The organism is Streptomyces sp. NBC_00435, assembly GCF_036014235.1.
Classification (GTDB): domain Bacteria; phylum Actinomycetota; class Actinomycetes; order Streptomycetales; family Streptomycetaceae; genus Streptomyces.
The window spans coordinates 1698996-1716271 of sequence record NZ_CP107924.1; the positions used below are offsets into that span (position 1 = coordinate 1698996).

The following is a 17276-nucleotide window of genomic DNA, read 5'->3' on the forward strand; positions in this document are numbered from 1 at the left end:
CGACCACGGCCGGTAATCTGGCCGGGTGACAGACTCCCGGACACCCCCCTCGTTCCAGCTCGCATACGTCCCCGGGGTGACTCCCACCAAGTGGGTCCGGATCTGGAAGGAGCGGCTGCCCGACGTCGCGCTGACCCTCGTCCAGGTCACCCCCGCCGAAGCCCCCGCCCTGCTGCGCGGCGGCGGCGCCGACGCGGGCTTCGTCCGGCTGCCGATCGACCGTACGGACCTCAGTGCGATCCCGCTCTACACCGAGACCACGGTCGTCGTGATCCCGAAGGACCACGACATGGCCGCGGCCGAGGAGCTCTCGCTGGAGGAGCTGGCCGACGACATCGTGCTCCACCCGCTGGACGACACCCTCGACTGGGAGGAGCTGCCGGGCAGGCCCGCGCTGGAACGCCCCGAGACGACGGCGGACGCGATCGAGCTGGTGGCCGCGGGGATCGGGCTCCTCGTCGTGCCCCAGTCGCTCGCGCGGCTGCACCACCGCAAGGACCTGACGTACCGGACCCTGCTGGGCGCCCCCGAATCGCGCGTGGCGCTGTCGTGGCCCGAGGCGGAGAGCACCCCGGACCTGGTCGAGGAGTTCATCGGGATCGTGCGCGGGCGGACCGTGAACAGCTCGCGCGGGCGCGGTCGCACCCAGCCGGAGCCGGAGGCGAAGAAGGCGAAGCCGCAGCGCAAGCCCGCCCCGCGCTCGGGCGGCAAGCCGGCCGCGAAGAACCCGCGCGCCGGAGCCCCCAAGGGCGGCAAGGCCGCGGCCAGGTCCACCGGCAAGCGCGGCAAGCCCCGCGGCCGCTAGGCCGCCGGGGCGCCAGGCCGCCAGGCCGCCAGGCCGCCGCGGGCCGTCTCATCCGGAGATCGCCTCCATGAGGACGCCGCAGGAGAACAGTGCGGGGACGATCGCGACGATCACGGCGAGCCCCGTGGCGACGGTGGCCGCGGCCCGGCACCCGCGCGGGTCCGCGAAGTTCGCGCACAGCAGCATCGGCACCGAGGGCAGGAAGATCCAGGCCCCCTGGGCAAAGCCGTAGTACGACCACAGGAACAGCACCACCGCGAGGACCACGCAGGCCGTCATGAACCGCCCGCGGACCGCGCGCAGGGCCGGCGGCAGCGCGAGCAGCAGGACCGGGACGATCAGCACGGGCACCGACAGGCCGACCGTCAGCATCTGGACCACGGTGGGCGCCGGGAGGATCAGGGCGAGCAGCGCGATCGTCACCTGCCACGGGTGGGCGGCCCGGGCCAGGCGCGTCCTGACGCGGATCCGCGCCGCGCCCCGCTCCGCCGCCGCCTGGATGTCCGCCACGCCCGCCGCCGCCCCCCATACCGATCCCGCTCGAATTGAACGCGTTCAAGCTAGCGGATAATCGCACTCCCTGACGACGACCTGAGGGCGTTGCGCCCGTCACACACCCCTCCCTATAGTCACTTCGTATTCATTTCGTCACAGTGAGTGAACTGGGGGCAAGGGTGTTGCGTATCGCCAAGGGACCGACCACCGCACTGGCCGCACTGGCCACCGGGGCGGTCCTCGCCCTGGGCGTGGGGGTCGCCCCCGCCGGCGCCGCCGAGGGCTCGTGCGCCGGCGGCGCCACCGGACGACTGCCGAGGGTGCAGGACCAGCGGTTCTACGTGCAGTGCGCGGGCGGGGTCGCCACCGTGCTGGCCTGCCCCACCGGGCAGGTCTACTCCCCCGCGGCGCAGCTCTGCGACGTCCCCGCGCAGGTCCGGCCCGCCGTGGCCACCGCCGCGACGGCCGGTCCGGCGAAGCTGAACGGGCTGCTGTTCGGCGTCAAGAACCTCAGCACCACCGTGCGGATCGCGGACGCCCCCGCGGGGCTGGACGGCGTGCCGGTCACCTTCACCACGCTCGGCGGCCGCCTCCTCTGCAGCGCCGTCACCGACCAGTTCGGGGCCGCCCGCTGCGACACCCCGGCCCGGCTGACGATCCCGCTGGACGAAATCCTGCGCGGCTACCGGGCGAACTACGCGGGCATCGGCGGGATCTACCTGCCCTCCTCCGCCACCGCCCCCGTCGCGCTCCTCTGACGGGGACCGATCGGGCCGGGGCCGAGCGGGCCGGGGCGAGCGGGCCGGCCCGATCAGACCGCGACCGGGCCCAGCGGGTGCCGGACCCAGACGTTCGGCTCCACGTACACCGCGTACCCCTGCTCCGGTTCACAGCGGACCGGGGACAGGGCGCCCGGGACGCGGACCGGGCCGGCCGTGTCGAAGGGGAGGCCGGTCCACTCGCGCCACTGCGCGAGGGAGCCGGTGATCGTCATCGACAGCGGGGCCACCGAGTCGATGACGCCGCCCGCCCGCACGTGGACCCGGAGCCACGGGTCGTGGGGAAGGCCGTCCTCGCGGGTGCGGTACGCGTACTCGTGGATCGAGGCCTCCGGCTCGGCCGGCTTCCCACTGGGCCGGACCGGGGCCACCATCTCGGCGAAACCGCGCGCGCGGGCGGTCTCCCGCATCGCGGCGAGCATCCGCCCCGACAGCCCCTCACGCTGCCGGTCGGGCCGGATGCTGATCTCGATGGCACTGACCGTGTCGGGCTGGGCGGCCCGGCGCAGGTCGGAGGAGGCCCACAGCAGGACCCGGTCCCAGCCCTGCGCGGGCAACCGCCCGTCCCGGCCGGGGGCGTGCAGGGCGAACGGCACGCTGAACGCCTTGGCGACCACCTCGCCGGTGGCCCCGTCGGTCGCGACGAAGACGTAGTCCGGGAGTTCCGCCACCATCCACGGGTACAGCAGCCAGGCGATCTGGTCCTGGGTGGCGAACTCGGGCCACGAGTCCTTCATGCCCCAGAGGGCGTCGACCAGTTCGGGTCGCTCCGCGAGCGTGGTGATCCGGATGTCCGTGGTGCCGTTCATCCCCGCAGGCTAAATGCCTCCCACCTACACCTCAACCGATTAGACCGGGGCCTGGAGGGACAGGTGCCAATGGTGCGGCCAGCCCTCCAGGGTCACCGTGGACAGGGGACGGACGTCCACGTTCCAGTAGGTCAGCGGCGGTGCGTTCAGGGCGTACACGAGCGCCGCCCGGACCACCGAGGGCTCCGCGACCGCCACGATCGCTCCGCCGTCGTCCGCGGGCCGGGTGTCGAGCCAGCCGCCGATCCGCGCGATGAAGGCGAGCAGGGACTCCCCGCCGTGCGGGGCGGCGCGGGCATCGGTGAGCCAGAGGTCAACGGCCTCGGGCTCCCGGGCCGCCACCTCCGCGAGGGTGAGCCCGCGCCAGCGGCCCATGTCGCACTCCCGCAGCGCGGGCTGCGCCATCGGCGCGTACCCGAGAGCGGCCCCCGTGGCCCGGCTGCGCGAGGTCGGCGAACAGTAGCGGAGCTCGGCCGAGCCCAGCGGTACGAGCCCGCGTGCGGCGGACTCCACCGCACGCCAGCCGTCCACGTCGATGGGGCGGTCGTCGTCGAAGCGCTCGGCGAGCAGCGAGGTACTACGGGCTGCTGCGACTAGCGAAACCCGAACATGCATGCGGCGATGGTGATCCGCGTGCCGCACGGGGTCAAGCGTCTGGGCGAAGCCCGCCGCCGACCCCTACCCCGAGGGCGTCCCCCGGACCGGACCGCAGCCGCCGGACGGCCTCGGTCAGCTCCCCCGCACCGGCGACCCCGGCGAAACTCAGGCGGACGAACGGACCGGGCGGCTCCGCGCAGAAGTACGCCCGCCCGGGCGCGACCGCGACCCCGGCGCGCAGGGCGGCCGCCGCGAAGGCCACGTCGTCCACGCCCCCGCCGGGCCGCGCCCACAACTGGTACCCGCCGAGCGGCGGATGGGGCACTTCCAGCCGCGGCAGGTCCCGGCGCAGCGCCCCCGCCAGGACGTCGCGCCGGTGGCGCAGTTCGGTGGCCACGGCCTTGAGGTGGCGCGGCCAGGCGGGTGCGCCCACCAGCTCCAGGGCGGCTTCCTGGAGCGGCCGGGGCACGAAGAAGCTGTCCACGACCTGGATGGCGCGCAGCCGGTCGAACACCGGGCCCCGGGCGGCCAGCGCGCCCACCCGCAGGCTGGGCGAGGTGACCTTGGTCAGCGACCGCACGTGCACGACGACCCCGTCGCCGTCCTCGGCGGCGAGCGTCGCGGGCAGCGGACCGGCGTCCTCGTGGGCCAGGGCCCGCGCATAGTCGTCCTCCACCACGAACGCCCCGGCGGCGCGGGCGATCCGCAGCACCTCGCCCCGCCGCTCGTCGGACAGCACCGCCCCGGTGGGGTTCTGGAACAGCGGCTGGCATACGAACACCCGCGCGCCGGTGGCCTCGAAGGCGGCGGCCAGCAGCTCCGGCCGGACCCCCCGCTCGTCCACCGGGACGGGTACGGGCCGGCAGCCGGAAGCGCGCGCGATGGCCAGCAGCCCGGGATAGGTCGGGGATTCGACCAGGATCGGCGCCCCGGGCGGGGCGAGCGCCCGCAGGGCGGTGGTGAGCGCGCTCTGGCCGCCGGAGGTGACCAGGACATCGGCGGCCCCGACGGCCCCGCCGATCTCCCGTGCGAACCAGTCCCGCAGCTCCGCCAGGCCCTCCACGGGCGGCCGGCCCCACACCCCGGGCCGCCGTCCGGCGCGGGCCAGGGCCGCCGCCATGGCCCGCTCCGGCTGGAGCGAGGAGTGGAGGTAGCCGCTGTGCAGCTCGATGACGCCGGCCGGCGGGGCGGCGAGCGTGACCATCACCCCGGAGGCGTCGACGGAGCGCGGCACCACCTCGCCGGCGCCTTCGGCGCTCAGCGCCACGGCCTGCCAGGAGGTGTCGCCGGGGTCGGGGGCCTGCGCACGGGGCTGGGCACGGAAGACCCCGGCTCCGGGGCGGGTGACCACCAGACCCTCGGCGGCGAGCTGGGCCAGCGCCCGGGAGACGGTGACCGGGCTGACCCGGTAGCGCTCGACGAGGGCCCTACTGGACGGGAGCTTTCCACCTACGGAGTAGCGGTTCAGCTCACCTCGAAGGGATTCCGCCAGTTCCACCACACTGCTACGCTCGTACATGACAGCACAGAATAGCGCTACTCTCCCCAGCGCGATAGCAGTTGGAGCCACCAGCACCCGGCGGCCCGTGGTCGGCGGCACCACCCTCGCGGCGGCCGGTGTCGTCACCTTCTCGCTGACCTTCCCGGGCACCGCCTGGGGCCTGGAGAGCTTCGGACCCTGGTCCCTCTTCGGTCTGCGCTGCCTGCTGGCCGGACTGACCGCCGGCGCGTTCCTGCTGGCCCTGCGCGTCCCGGTCCCCGTCCGCGCCCACTGGGCGGGCCTCGTGGTCGTCGCCGGCGGCGTGGTCGTCGGCTTCCCGCTGCTGACCACCCTCGCCCTGCGGACCTCCACCACCTCGCACGCCGCCGTCGTGGTCGGACTGCTGCCGCTGACCACCGCGATCGTGTCCTCACTGCGCACCGGCGCGCGGCCCTCGCGGCGCTTCTGGGCGGCGGCCGTCGCCGGGGCGGTCGTCGTCCTGGCCTTCACCGTGGCCCAGAGCGGCGGCTCCCTCTCGGGCGGCGACGCGTTCCTCTTCGGCGCCCTGCTGGTCTGCGCGGCCGGGTACACCGAGGGCGGACGCCTGGCCCGGCTGATGCCCGGCTGGCAGGTGATCGCCTGGGCGCTGGTCCTGTGCCTGCCGATCGGCCTCCTCGGCTCCGCGCTCGGGCTCGCCCACGAGCCGGTCCGGCTGACCTGGCACGGCGTGGCCGGGCTCGTCTGGGTGGCGGTCGGCTCCTCCTTCCTCGGTCTCTACATCTGGTACCGGGGCATGGCCGAGATCGGTGCGGCCCGGGCGAGCCAGCTCCAGCTCGCGCAGCCGCTGCTGACCCTGCTGTGGTCGGTGCTGCTGCTCGGCGAGCGCCTGTCCCCGGCCGCGCCCGTCGCCGCGTGCGCGGTGCTCCTCTGCATCGCCGTGACACAGCGCCCCGAGAGGACCGCCCGGACCTGAGCGAGCCCGTCGGCGACCCCTTCGGCCCGCACGAACCGACGGGTCAAACGGTGGCGGAACGACCTAAACTGCTAGCACCGGATCGGACCGCCACCGAGGAGGTCAGCTATGCACGCGACCGAGGGCGACCAGCTGGTTCAGCACGGCAGGATCGTGGGCCAGCACGACAAGCTCGGAGAGATCACCCAGGTTCTGGGAGAGAACGGCACCCCTCCCTACCGGGTCCGCTTCACGGACGGGCACGAGGCCGTCATGTCCCCCGGCCCCGACTGCGTCGTGACGCACCCGGCCGACCACGAGCGCTGAGCCCCGCTCAGCGCGGCGGCACCGGCGCCGTCGTCGGATAGTGGTCGGCGACCACCCGTGCCATCGCCCCGTTGGGGTCCGCGTCCACCTGCTTCGCGGAGAAGTAGGCGTGGCCGCGGACCTCCGGGTATCCCCGGGCGAAGCGCAGGTGCCGGGACAGCTCCCGCGGATCGCGCCAGGCGGCCGTGGAGCTCTCCGCGTCGCAGCGGTAGAGCGCCTCCCCCACGTAGAGCTGGACCCGGGTGCCGGCGACGGTATCCGCCCACCAGGGGACGATGTCGGCGTAGTCGGCGGTCGGGTGGCCGAGCTGCCAGTACGCCTGCGGCACGATGTAGTCGATCCACCCCTCACGCACCCACTTGCGGGTGTCCGCGTACAGGTCGTCGTACGTGGAGACGCCCGCCTGGGTCGGTGAACCGAGCGGGTCCCGGTCGGAGTTGCGCCAGACGGCGAAGGGGCTGATGCCGAACCGCGTCGCGGGGCGCAGCGCCCGCAGCCGCCCGGACATCTCGCGGACCAGGGTGTCGGTGTTGTGGCGGCGCCAGTCGGCGCGGGTGGCGAAGGACCGGCCGTACTCCTCGTACGCGGCGTCGTCGTCGAACTCCCGCCCCTCGACGGGGTACGGGTAGAAGTAGTCGTCCCAGTGCACGCCGTCGACGGGGTAGCGGGCGACGGCGTCGAGCATGGCCTCCTGCACGAAGCGCCGCACCTCGGGCAGTCCGGGGTTGTAGTACAGCTTGCCGCCGTAGGGGACGGTCCAGCCCCGGTTGCGGCGGGCCGGGTGCTCCGGGACGAGCAGGCCCGTGTCGGTGTGGTTGGCCACGCGGTACGGGTTGAACCAGGCATGCAGCTCGAGCCCCCGGGCGTGCGCTTCGGTGACCGCGGTGCCGAGCGGGTCCCAGCCGGGATCGACTCCCTGCTCGCCGGTCAGCCACTGCGACCACGGCTCGCGTGCCGAGGGCCACATGGCGTCGGCGGTGGGCCGGACCTGGAGGATCACCGCGTTGAGGCGGCGCTCGACGGCGGTGTCGAGGAGGGCCAGCAGCTCGGTGCGCTGCTCCCGCGCGGAGAGCCCGCTCTCGGAGGGCCAGTCCACGTTCTGCACGGTGGCGGCCCACACCCCGCGGAACTCCGCCGTGGCCGCCCCGATGCTCCCGGCCGCCCCCGGTGATCTGCCCGCCCTCGCGGGGGCCGCCGTCGCCGCCGCGGCCAGTACCCCCGCCGCGCCGGCCAGCACTCCCCGCCTCCCGATGGACACCATGTGACGACTCCGTTCCGCTGCGTGACATTGCCCGGTGTCCGCCCAGCATGCCCGCCCCGGCCCGCCACGCCGGGCAAGGACGGGGGTAACGTCGGGGGGCGTGGCGGGCGCCGGAACGCAGTTACCACTGCACGAGTACGGGGGACCCGCGATGGAGAGCAGCGAAAGGCACGATGTGACGGACCTCCCAGACGACATCTCACGCGTCGGCGTAGTGGGCTGTGGCCAGATGGGCGCGGGCATCGCGGAGGTGTTCGCCCGCAGCGGTCTCGAGGTGATGGTCGCCGAGACCACCGGCGAGGCCCTCGAGCTCGGGCGGACCCGGCTGCACACCTCGCTGACGAGGGCCGCCGAACGCGGCAAGATCAGTGAGGAGGAGCGGGACGCCACCCTGGCCCGCCTGTCGTTCACCACCGACCTCGGCGAATTCGCCGACCGTGACCTCGTCATCGAGGCGGTCGTCGAGAACGAGCAGGTCAAGACGGAGATCTTCCAGGTCCTCGACCAGGTGGTGACCCGCCCGGACGCGATCCTCGCCTCCAACACCTCCTCGATCCCGCTGGTCAAGCTGGCCGTCGCGACGTCGCGTCCCGACCAGGTCATCGGCATCCACTTCTTCAACCCGGCCCCCGTGCAGCAGCTCGTCGAGCTGATCCCGGCGCTGACCACGAGCGACGAGACGATCAAGCGTGCCGAGGCCCTGGTCGGTGGCGCGCTGGGCAAGCACGCCATCCGCGCCCAGGACCGCTCCGGCTTCGTCGTCAACGCGCTCCTGATCCCGTACCTGCTGTCCGCGATCCGGATGTTCGAGTCGGGCATCGCGAGCCGCGAGGACATCGACAACGGCATGGAGTTGGGCTGCGCCCACCCGATGGGCCCGCTGAAGCTCGCGGACCTCATCGGTCTGGACACGGTGGCCTCGGTGGCCGACTCGATGTACGCGGAGTTCAAGGAGCCCCTGTACGCGGCTCCCCCGCTGCTCCAGCGAATGGTCGACGCCGGCCGCCTCGGCCGCAAGACCGGCTCGGGCTTCTACCCGTACGCCTGACCGTCCTGCGGCCGGCCGTCGGCCGCCCGCCGCCGGCAGGCTCAGCCGAGCCGCAGATGGTGCAGGAGCAGCAACCCGGCCGCCATGTTGGCGGCCGGGACCTCGCCGCGCGCGATCATGTCGGGGACCAGCTTGAGCGGTACCCATTCGCGGCGCGAGGACTCGAAGTCGTCCTCGGGGTGGCCCGTCCAGGTGGCCCCGTCCGCCCAGTAGAGGTGGTGGCGGGCGTCGGTCAGCCCGTTGGACGGCTCGACGGTCATCAGGTGGCGCAGGGGGCCGGGCCGCCAGCCCGACTCCTCCTCCATCTCCCGTGCGGCGGCGCTCTCCAGCGACTCGCCGTCCTCGACGACCCCGGCGGGCAGTTCCCAGCCCCAACTGTCGGTGATGAAGCGGTGGCGCCACAGCAGCAGCACCTCGTTGGCCTCGTTGACGGCCGTGGCGACGGCCACCGGGCGCAGCCGGATCACGAAGTGGTCCAGGTGCCGGCCGTCGGGGAGTTCCACATCGGCGAGATTCACGTCGAACCAGCGGTTCTTGTACACGGTTTGCTCACTCAGGTTCATCCACTGCATGGTTCTGCCACCTTCCGATCGAGTAGGTGGCAACATGGCAGCAGCTCACCCCGTCACAGGGGAACGCGCAGTGCTCCGTCGATGAGCTCGGCCGTCTCGTCCGCCCCCGAACAACCGCTGGTCAGCAGCTGTTCGCGGACCGCGCGCAGCCGGTCGCGCAGGCGCAGCGACTCCATCCCCCTGGCCCGCTCGGCCATCTCGGCCGCCGAGGCCACCGCCTGGTCGGCCTCGCCCTGCCGCAGCTGGATCTCGCACAGCATCGCCAGGCGGTGCACCCGGCCCCGGTCGTGCGCGGGGGTGCCCACGGCGGCCGTGGCCTGCTCGTGGGCCGCCCTCAGGTCCCCCAGCCCGAGCAGCGCCTCGGCCACCTGTACGTTGACCAGCCCGGGCTGCACGTACCCCGTCTCGTCCGGCTCCGTCCCGGGCCGGATCCGCTCCGCGGCCGCCTCCGCGTTGCGGATGCAGGCCAGCGCGGCCGCGGTGTCGCCGAGTTGGGCGTAGGCCTTGGCCTGCATCGCGTACAGGTCGGCGGCGAGCGCCGGGGTGGTGTGCCGGCCCGCCGCGCGCAGGGCCGCCTCCGCGAAGGCCACGGCCTGGCGGAACTCCCGCAGGTGCAGGCACTGGTTGACGATCAGCGCGATCACGTAGGCCCCCAGCCCGCGGTCCCCGCTCGCCTTGGCGAGGCGCAGGGCCTGGTGGAAGTAGCGCTGGGCCAGTCCGTGCGCGTCCGAGTCGTACGCGCAGATCCCCGCCACCGCCACCAGGGACCCGCCGGCCCGGTGCAGGCTGCGGCCGAGGCCGTCGGAGTAACTGCCGCGCAGCATCGGGGCGGTCTCGGTGCCGAGGAAGCGGACTATGCGCTCCCGGGTGGCCACGCCGCCGGCCCGGCGGTACATCAGCTCGTAGTGCGCGCGGGCGGCCCGCAGGATCTCCACGTGCTCCGGGCCGACCCGGTTCGGCCCCTGGCGGGACACGTCCGCGTCCTCCGGCGGGTTCTCCCACTCCCACACCGGTATCACCGCGGGCGTACCGGTGACCGCGCCGGTGTCGGGGCACTGCCGGCCGTTGCCGTCGCAGCGCCACAGGGCGGCCGTGCGGTCGACGAAGCCGCTGAGCGGGGAGCCGTGCGGGTCGGCGCCCTGCCCGGGCACGCCGAAGCCCACGTCGTCGAGGGAGAGCGAGCGCCTCAGCCGGCCCCCGATCACCTCGCAGATCAGGTCGGGGACCTGGCCGCGGGGGCGCTGGCCCTTCAGCCACCGGGTCACGGCGGTGTGTTCGTAGCGCAGGGCCAGTCCGCGGGTGCGGCCCGCCTGGTTCACGTGCGCGGCGAGTCCTGCGTGGGACATGCCCGCCTCGGCGAGGAGGGCGTCGAGCAGGGCATTGGGCTGCATGGGCCGCTCCAAGGGCTCTTCGCCCCCAGGCTAGTGGGTGCGCGGTTCACACGGGGTGTGAACGGAGTACGCGCATAAATGCGATACGCACCCTGCCGCCCGGGCCCGTGCGCGCGCTTCACTTAAGGGCCTCGCCAAGAGGTAGCTCGGGTCGTCGGCTCCCCCTCGTACAGTGCGACGACCCGTCACCCGCGCCGCCCGTCCTGTTGTCTGCCCGACACTCCACGGCAGGCGGGCGGCGCGCTTCGGCTCCGCCGGGGCCCTGGTTGGTCGCCGGGTCCCGGCCGGGCCGGACCGAAACGCGGGCCGGGCCCACCCACCGGGCCCGGCCCGCGTGGTCCCCCCGTCCGGCACGGACGTCCGCGCCCCCACCCCGCCCCTTCCCGAAACGCCTCAATCGCCGGCGGGGCTGGATGAATCCAGCCCCGCCGGCGATTGAGGCGATCTTTTCAGCCCGTCCGGCGTTTGAGGACCGGGGTCCGGGCAGCGCCCGGGGAACGGTGGAAGGGCGGGTAGGGGACGGCCCCGCAGGGCAGCCCCGCGCGGGGAACGCGCGAGGGGGTGCGTCCCGGATCGGGACGCACCCCCTCGGGGCCATGAGCGGCGGCGGCTACGCGCCGCGCAGCACCGCGCCCGTCCGCTCCCCGGCCAGGGCTACGGCCGCGTCACGGGCCGCCGTCGACTCCTCGGCCGTCAGCGTCCGGTCCGCCGCACGGAAGCGCAGGGCATAGGCCAGGGACTTCTTCCCCTCGCCCACCTGCTCGCCCTCGAACACGTCGAACAGCCGCAGGGACTCCAGCAGTTCGCCGGCACCCTTGCGCAGCGCGTCCTCCACCGACGTGGCCGGCACCGACGCGTCCACGATCAGCGCGACGTCCTGGGTCGCCACCGGGAAGGAGGAGATCCGGGGCGCCTGCAGGGCCTCGCCGCCGGCCGCCGCGAGGCGGTCCAGGTCGAGCTCCATGGCGCTGGTGCGGGCCGGCAGGCCCATCGCCTTGACCACCCGGGGGTGCAGCTCACCGGCGTGGCCGATGACCGTCTCCACCCCGTCGAGCGTGACGAGCAGCTCGGCGCAGCGGCCCGGGTGCCAGGGACCGTACTGGCCCTGGCGCACGACCAGCTCCGTACCGGCCTCGACGGCCAGCGAGCGCGCCGCCTGGACCGCGTCGGCCCAGTCGGCCGGACGGCCCTTGCCCCACCAGCCGGCCTGTTCGCGGGCGCCGGCCAGCACGACCGCGGCGTAGCGCGGCTGCGCGGGCAGGGCCGCGTTCAGGGTGGCGATCTCCTCGTCCGTGGGACGCCGGTCGACGCCGAGGCGTACGGCGACGCCCGGCTGCGCGGCGGCGCGGAAGACCGAGCCGGTCTCGAAGAGCGCGAGGTCGTGGCTGCCCCGGCTGTCGTTGCGGCGCAGCGCGCCCAGCAGGCCCGGCAGCAGCGTGGTGCGCAGCGCCGGCTCCTCGTCGGAGATCGGGTTGACCAGCTTGACGACCTGGCGGGAGGCGTCGTGCGCGGGCAGCTGGAGCTGGTCGAAGACGCCCTCGCCCAGGAACGGGTAGCTGAGCGCCTCGACGTAGCCCGCGCCGGCCAGCGCGCGGCCGACCCGGCGGTGCAGCTGCTGCCGGGCGGTCAGACCGCGGCCGGAGGGCACCTGCGGGAGGGTGGAGGGAAGGTTCCCGTAGCCCTCCAGCCGGATGACTTCCTCGGCGAGGTCGTTGGGCTCGGCGAGGTCGGGGCGCCACGAGGGCGCCGTGACCACGAGCTCGTCCTGGCCGTAGACGTCGCAGCCGACCTCCTGCAGCCGGCGTACGACCGTCTCGCGGCCGTACCGCATGCCGGCGACCTTGTCCGGGTGGTCCGCGCTCATCGCGATGGTGCGCGGGGCGCCCGGGGTGGTGACCTCGGTGACGCCGGCCTCGGCGGTGCCGCCCGCGAGCAGTACGAGCATGTCGACGGTCCGCTGCGCGGCCGCCGCGGCGGCCTGCGGGTCGACGCCGCGCTCGAAGCGCTTGGACGCCTCGGAGGACAGCTTGAGGCGGCGGGCGGTGCGCGAGATCGACACGGAGTCGAAGTGCGCGGCCTCCACGACCACGTCGGTGGTGCCGGTGACGGCGCCCGTCTCGGGATCCGTGACGGAGTCGGCAATCTCGGTGTTGGCGCCGCCCATGACACCCGCGAGCCCGATGGGGCCGCTGTTGTCGGTGATCACCAGGTCCTCGGAGTCGAGCGTGCGCTTGACCCCGTCGAGGGTGGTGAACTTCTCGCCCTGCTCGGCCCGGCGGACGCCGATGGCGCCGTCGACGCGCGAGCGGTCGTAGGCGTGCAGCGGCTGGCCGAGCTCCAGCATCACGTAATTGGTGATGTCGACGGCGAGCGAGATCGGGCGCATGCCCGCCTTCTGCAGGCGCCGGGTGAGCCAGATCGGCGAGCGCGCCTCGGGGTCGAGACCGGTCACCGTGCGCGCGGTGAAACGGTCGCAGCCCTGCGGGTCGTCGATCTTGACGGCGTAGCCGTACGAGTTCGGTGCGGGCACGTCGAGCAGCGCCGGGTCGCGCAGCGGCAGGCCGTACGCGGTGGCGGCCTCGCGGGCCACACCGCGCATGGACATGCAGTAGCCGCGGTCCGGGGTGATGTCGATGTCGAGGACCTCGTCGACGAGTTCCAGGAGCGCGATCGCGTCGGAGCCGACCTCGTGCTCGTGCGGCAGCACGATGATGCCGTGCGTGCCGTCGTCACCCATGCCCAGCTCGTCGCCGGAGCAGATCATGCCGTGCGAGGTACGGCCGTACGTCTCGCGCGCGGCGATCGCGAAGTCGCCGGGCAGCACCGCGCCGGGCAGGACCACGACGACCTTGTCGCCGACCGAGAAGTTCCGGGCGCCGCAGACGATCTCCTGCGGCAGGCCGGTGCCGTTGGCCCGGCCGACGTCCACCGTGCAGAACCGGATCGGCTTGCGGAAGCCCTCGAGCTCCTCGATGGTCAGCACCTGGCCGACGACGAGCGGGCCCTTGAGCCCGCCGCCGAGCTGCTCGACGGTCTCGACCTCGAGGCCGGCGTCGACGAGCTTGGTCGCGACGTCGCGACCGGTTTCACCGGCGGGGAGGTCGACGTACTCCCGCAGCCAAGAAAGCGGGACCCGCATCAGATCTCCATCCCGAACGGCCGGGTGAAACGGACGTCACCCTCGACCATGTCTCGCATGTCTTCTACGTTGTGGCGGAACATCAGCATCCGCTCGATGCCGAAGCCGAAGGCGAACCCGCTGTACTTCTCCGGGTCCACACCGCAGGCGATGAGCACCTTGGGGTTGACCATGCCGCAGCCGCCGAGCTCGATCCAGCCCTCGCTGGAGCAGGTGCGGCACGGGCGGTCGGGGTTGCCCACCGATTCGCCGCGGCACACGTAGCACTGCATGTCCATCTCGGCGGACGGCTCGGTGAAGGGGAAGAAGTGCGGGCGCAGGCGCGTGGTGGTGCCCTCGCCGAACAGCTCCTGGACCATGTGGTCCATGGTGCCCTTGAGGTCCGCCATGGTCAGGCCCTCGTCCACGGCGAGCAGCTCGACCTGGTGGAAGACCGGGGTGTGCGTCGCGTCGAGCTCGTCGGTGCGGTACACCCGCCCGGGGCAGACGATGTAGACGGGGGGCTTGCGCTCCAGCAGCGAACGCGCCTGCACCGGAGAGGTGTGGGTGCGCAGCACGACGCCGGACTCGTCGCCCTGGGTGCCTTCCGGCCCCCGGACGAAGAAGGTGTCCTGCATCTGGCGCGCCGGGTGGTCGGGCGTGAAGTTGAGGGCGTCGAAGTTGAACCACTCCGCCTCGACCTCGGGGCCCTCCGCGACCTCGTACCCCATGGCCACGAAGATGTCCGCGATGCGGTCCATCAGCGTGGTCAGGGGGTGCCGGGCGCCGGCGGGCACGCGGTCGTGGGGCAGCGTGACGTCCACCGCCTCCTCGACCAGCACCCGCTCGTCGCGCTCGGCCTCGAGCGCGACCGTGCGGGCCCCGAAGGCCTTGTTCACGGCGCCACGGGCCTGACCCACGCGCTTGCCCGCCTCGGCCTTGGCCTGAGGCGGGAGCGCGCCGATCTCGCGGTTGGCGAGCGCCAGGGGCGAGCGGTCGCCCATGTGCGCCGTCTTCGCCTCGCGGAGCTCGTCGAGGTCGCCGGCGGCGGCGAAGGCGGCGAGCGCCTCGTCCCGCATGCGCTCGATCTCATCCGGTTTCAGTGCCTCGACCTCAACAGGGTCGTACGACTTGTTCGGTGCCGACATCTCTTCCCGTACTTCCGATGGCTGGCTGGTGGGTCCCCCGCGCGACGCGCAGGGCGCGCTCGGCACTAGGACACAAAGGTGCCAAAGGTCGAGTCTAAAGGCCGCTGGGGGTGAAGGGGCCCGTGGGCCGCCCCGCGAGACGCTCCGCAGGGCTACTGCGTGAGGTACGCCGGGGCGCCGACGGGCAGGATAAATCGGAATTCGGCGCCGCCGCCGGGGCCGCGGCCGACCTTGATGGTGCCGCCGTGGGCCTCCACGATGCCCTTGACGATGTACAGGCCCAGGCCGGTGCCGCCGCGCTTGCTGCCCCGCCAGAAGCGGGTGAAGACGCGGCCCATCGACTCCTCGGGGATCCCCGGGCCCTCATCGGTCACGGTGACGGCGGTTCCCTTCTCGGTCTTGCCCGCGGCGTTCGCGAAGCTGGTCGGCGTCACGTCGATGGTGACCGTTCCCTCGCCGTGCCGCACCGCATTTTCGAGCAGGTTGCCGAGGATCTGGTCGATCTTGTCGGGATCCGCCCACAGATCGGGCAGCGGCCGGCTGACGCTGACGAGGAACCGCTCCGGCGCCTGCCCGTTCGCGGTGAGCGCCTGGACGTGGCGGCCCACGGCGGTGGAGATGTCCACCGGCTGGCGGCGCACCTCGAGGCGGCCCGAGTCGATGCGGGAGATGTCGAGGAGCTCGGCGATCAGCCGGGTGACGCGGTTCGCGTCGGCGTCGACGGTCTCCAGCATCAGCCGCTTCTGGTCGTCGGTGAACCGTTCCCACTTGGCGAGCAGGGTCGCGGTGAACCCCTTGACGGAGGTGAGCGGGGAGCGCAGCTCGTGCGCGACGGTGGCGATCAGCTCGGCGTGGCTGCGCTCGGTGCGCCGCCGGGCCTCGGTGCCCCGCAGGGTGACCACGAGGCGGCGCAGCGGGCCGGTGGGGTGCGTGCGCACGTACCGGGCGGAGACGAGCACCTCGCGCCCGCCGGGGAGCAGCAGGTTCCGCTCGGGCTGTCCGCGCCGGGTGGCGAGGCCTCCGTAGGGGTCGGTCAGCGTCCACCAGCGGCGGCCTTCGAGGTCCTCCAGCGGGAGGGCGCGCTCGATCCCGTGGCCCAGGGCCTCGCCCGCCGCGAGGGCGGTGATCCGGGCGGCGGCGGAGTTGAAGCAGATGACCCGGCCGGTGGCGTCGGCGATCACCAGCCCGTCGGGCAGGTCGTCGGGATCGATCCCGAGCCCGGCGAACCCGCCGGGCTCGCCGTGTCCGTCGTTCTCGCCGTGCCGGTCCGGCGCGTCCGGTCCCGGTCCCGCCAGGCCCGCGGGGCCGGCGTGCGGGGGCCGGGCGGGTGGCGCCTGGGCGGGCACTGCCGCGGACGGCGCCGCCTGGGGCGGCTGTACGGCCCGAGGCGGCTGTACGGGCATCCGGGCGGCGGCGGTCGCGGCCAGCTGGGACACGGTCGCCAGGACCGGTGCGCCGGCCACCTCGGTGGCACCTGGCGAGCTGTTCGTACCGACGGTCATGTCCCCGTACCCCACATCTCCGAGTAGCGCAGTGGGCCCCCGGGCCGCCACATTACTAGCTGGGGGTCACGGAGCGGCACCCTCCGGGCGCCCGCTGTGCACGCGCGGAGGCGTACAGGCACACGGCGGCGGCCGTCGCCAGGTTCAGGCTCTCGGCCTTTCCGTGGATCGGGACCCGCACGACCGCGTCGGCGAGCGCCCGGGTCTCCTCGGGCAGGCCCCAGGCCTCGTTGCCGAAGATCCAGGCCGACGGGGTGCCCATGGTGCCCGCGTCCAGCTCGGCGTCGAGGTCGTCCTCCCCGGCCCCGTCGGCGGCGAGGATCCGTACGCCGGCCGCGCGCAGCCCCTCGACGGCCTGGTCGACGGGGACGCCGACGGCCACCGGGAGGTGGAAGAGGGAGCCCACGGAGGCCCGTACCGACTTGGGGTTGTACAGGTCCACGGAGGCGTCGGTCAGTACGACGGCGTCGGCTCCGGCGGCGTCCGCGCAGCGCAGCACCGTACCGGCGTTGCCGGGGTCGCGGACGTGCGCGAGGACGGCGACCAGCTTGGGCCGGGCCGCCAGGATCTCCTCGAAGGGGGAGTCCAGGAAGTGGCAGACACCGACCAGGCCCTGCGGGGTGACGGTCTGCGAGACCTCGGCCAGTACCTCGTCCGAGGCGTAGTGGACCCGGGCCCCCGCGTCGAACGCGGCCTCGACGATGTCGGCGTAGCGCTCGGCGGCCTCCACCGTCGCGAACAGCTCGATCAGCGTGGACTCGCCCCCGGCGCCCCGGTGCTCCACGGCCTCGCGCACGGCCTGCGGGCCCTCGGCGATGAAGCGGCGCTCCTTGGTGCGGAAGTTGCGTCGCGCGAGCCGCCTGGCGGCGGCCACCCGCGTGGATCGGGGGGAGATCAGCTCGGCGGGGGTACCCATGGCGGTCGGCTCGCTTCCGTACGTACAACAGGTGGAACTCAGTCGAACTCGGTGATCAACGCACCGGACCCGCAGG

At 73.7% G+C, this 17276-nt stretch carries 16 protein-coding genes; 5 read left to right on the top strand and 11 right to left on the bottom strand.

Features of this window, described 5'->3' with window-relative positions:
* The first annotated feature begins 25 nt into the window (after window positions 1–25).
* Window positions 26–805 carry a LysR family substrate-binding domain-containing protein gene (locus OG389_RS07775; RefSeq protein WP_328297724.1) on the top strand — a complete coding sequence of 260 codons (780 nt, stop codon included), beginning with the start codon at window positions 26–28 and terminating at the stop codon, window positions 803–805.
* Window positions 806–853: 48 nt separating this feature from the next.
* Here the strand turns inward: OG389_RS07775 and OG389_RS07780 are convergent, their stop codons facing one another.
* On the bottom strand, window positions 854–1315 hold the full coding sequence (locus OG389_RS07780; protein ID WP_328297725.1) for a hypothetical protein: 462 nt from the start codon (window positions 1313–1315) through the stop codon (window positions 854–856).
* Between the two features lie 164 nt (window positions 1316–1479).
* Between OG389_RS07780 and OG389_RS07785 the strand changes: the two genes are divergently transcribed.
* A complete protein-coding gene (locus OG389_RS07785) occupies window positions 1480–2058 on the top strand; it encodes a chitin binding peritrophin-A domain-containing protein (RefSeq protein ID WP_328297726.1) in 579 nt (192 codons plus the stop codon).
* 53 nt (window positions 2059–2111) lie between these two features.
* On the opposite strand, the gene OG389_RS07790 is transcribed toward OG389_RS07785, so the two are convergent.
* From OG389_RS07790 to OG389_RS07800, 3 genes are read right to left on the bottom strand one after another with little or no spacing between them, the layout of a single operon-like run.
* Window positions 2112–2888 (bottom strand): N-acetyltransferase, encoded by a 777-nt coding sequence (locus OG389_RS07790; RefSeq protein WP_328297727.1) that lies wholly within the window; start codon window positions 2886–2888, stop codon window positions 2112–2114.
* A gap of 39 nt (window positions 2889–2927) precedes the next feature.
* Window positions 2928–3503: a histidine phosphatase family protein gene (locus tag OG389_RS07795; protein ID WP_328297728.1), complete on the bottom strand. Its 576-nt coding sequence runs from the start codon at window positions 3501–3503 to the stop codon at window positions 2928–2930.
* Between the two features lie 31 nt (window positions 3504–3534).
* Window positions 3535–5004: an aminotransferase-like domain-containing protein gene (locus tag OG389_RS07800; RefSeq protein WP_328297729.1), complete on the bottom strand. Its 1470-nt coding sequence runs from the start codon at window positions 5002–5004 to the stop codon at window positions 3535–3537.
* On the opposite strand from OG389_RS07800, the gene OG389_RS07805 reads away from it, so the two are divergent.
* Window positions 5003–5938 carry a DMT family transporter gene (locus tag OG389_RS07805; RefSeq protein WP_328297730.1) on the top strand — a complete coding sequence of 312 codons (936 nt, stop codon included), beginning with the start codon at window positions 5003–5005 and terminating at the stop codon, window positions 5936–5938. The genes OG389_RS07800 and OG389_RS07805 overlap by 2 nt on opposite strands.
* A gap of 108 nt (window positions 5939–6046) precedes the next feature.
* Window positions 6047–6244, top strand: a complete 198-nt coding sequence (locus OG389_RS07810; protein ID WP_328297731.1) for a DUF1918 domain-containing protein — start codon at window positions 6047–6049, stop codon at window positions 6242–6244.
* A gap of 7 nt (window positions 6245–6251) precedes the next feature.
* Here OG389_RS07810 and OG389_RS07815 read toward each other — a convergent pair whose 3' ends face one another.
* Complete coding sequence (locus OG389_RS07815; protein WP_328297732.1) at window positions 6252–7505, bottom strand: glycoside hydrolase family 10 protein; 1254 nt, start codon at window positions 7503–7505, stop codon at window positions 6252–6254.
* 151 nt (window positions 7506–7656) lie between these two features.
* Here OG389_RS07815 and OG389_RS07820 point away from each other — a divergent pair, with 151 nt between their 5' ends.
* Window positions 7657–8553 carry a 3-hydroxybutyryl-CoA dehydrogenase gene (locus OG389_RS07820; RefSeq protein WP_328297733.1) on the top strand — a complete coding sequence of 299 codons (897 nt, stop codon included), beginning with the start codon at window positions 7657–7659 and terminating at the stop codon, window positions 8551–8553.
* A gap of 41 nt (window positions 8554–8594) precedes the next feature.
* Here the strand turns inward: OG389_RS07820 and OG389_RS07825 are convergent, their stop codons facing one another.
* From OG389_RS07825 to OG389_RS07850, 6 genes are all read right to left on the bottom strand, one after another.
* A complete protein-coding gene (locus OG389_RS07825) occupies window positions 8595–9125 on the bottom strand; it encodes an NUDIX hydrolase (protein ID WP_328297734.1) in 531 nt (176 codons plus the stop codon).
* A 53-nt stretch (window positions 9126–9178) separates the two neighbouring features.
* Entirely contained in the window at window positions 9179–10516 is a 1338-nt protein-coding gene (locus OG389_RS07830; protein WP_328297735.1) for a transcriptional regulator, read from the bottom strand.
* 610 nt (window positions 10517–11126) lie between these two features.
* Window positions 11127–13655 (bottom strand): phenylalanine--tRNA ligase subunit beta, encoded by a 2529-nt coding sequence (pheT, locus tag OG389_RS07835; RefSeq protein WP_328297736.1) that lies wholly within the window; start codon window positions 13653–13655, stop codon window positions 11127–11129.
* Window positions 13655–14782, bottom strand: a complete 1128-nt coding sequence (pheS, locus tag OG389_RS07840) for a phenylalanine--tRNA ligase subunit alpha (protein WP_328297737.1) — start codon at window positions 14780–14782, stop codon at window positions 13655–13657. The genes pheT and pheS overlap by 1 nt, the downstream gene beginning before the upstream one ends.
* Window positions 14783–14934: 152 nt before the next feature.
* Window positions 14935–16185, bottom strand: coding sequence for a sensor histidine kinase (locus OG389_RS07845; RefSeq protein WP_443059419.1), 1251 nt, complete (start codon window positions 16183–16185; stop codon window positions 14935–14937).
* A 154-nt stretch (window positions 16186–16339) separates the two neighbouring features.
* Complete coding sequence (locus tag OG389_RS07850; RefSeq protein WP_328297739.1) at window positions 16340–17200, bottom strand: TrmH family RNA methyltransferase; 861 nt, start codon at window positions 17198–17200, stop codon at window positions 16340–16342.
* Window positions 17201–17276: the final 76 nt, after the last annotated feature.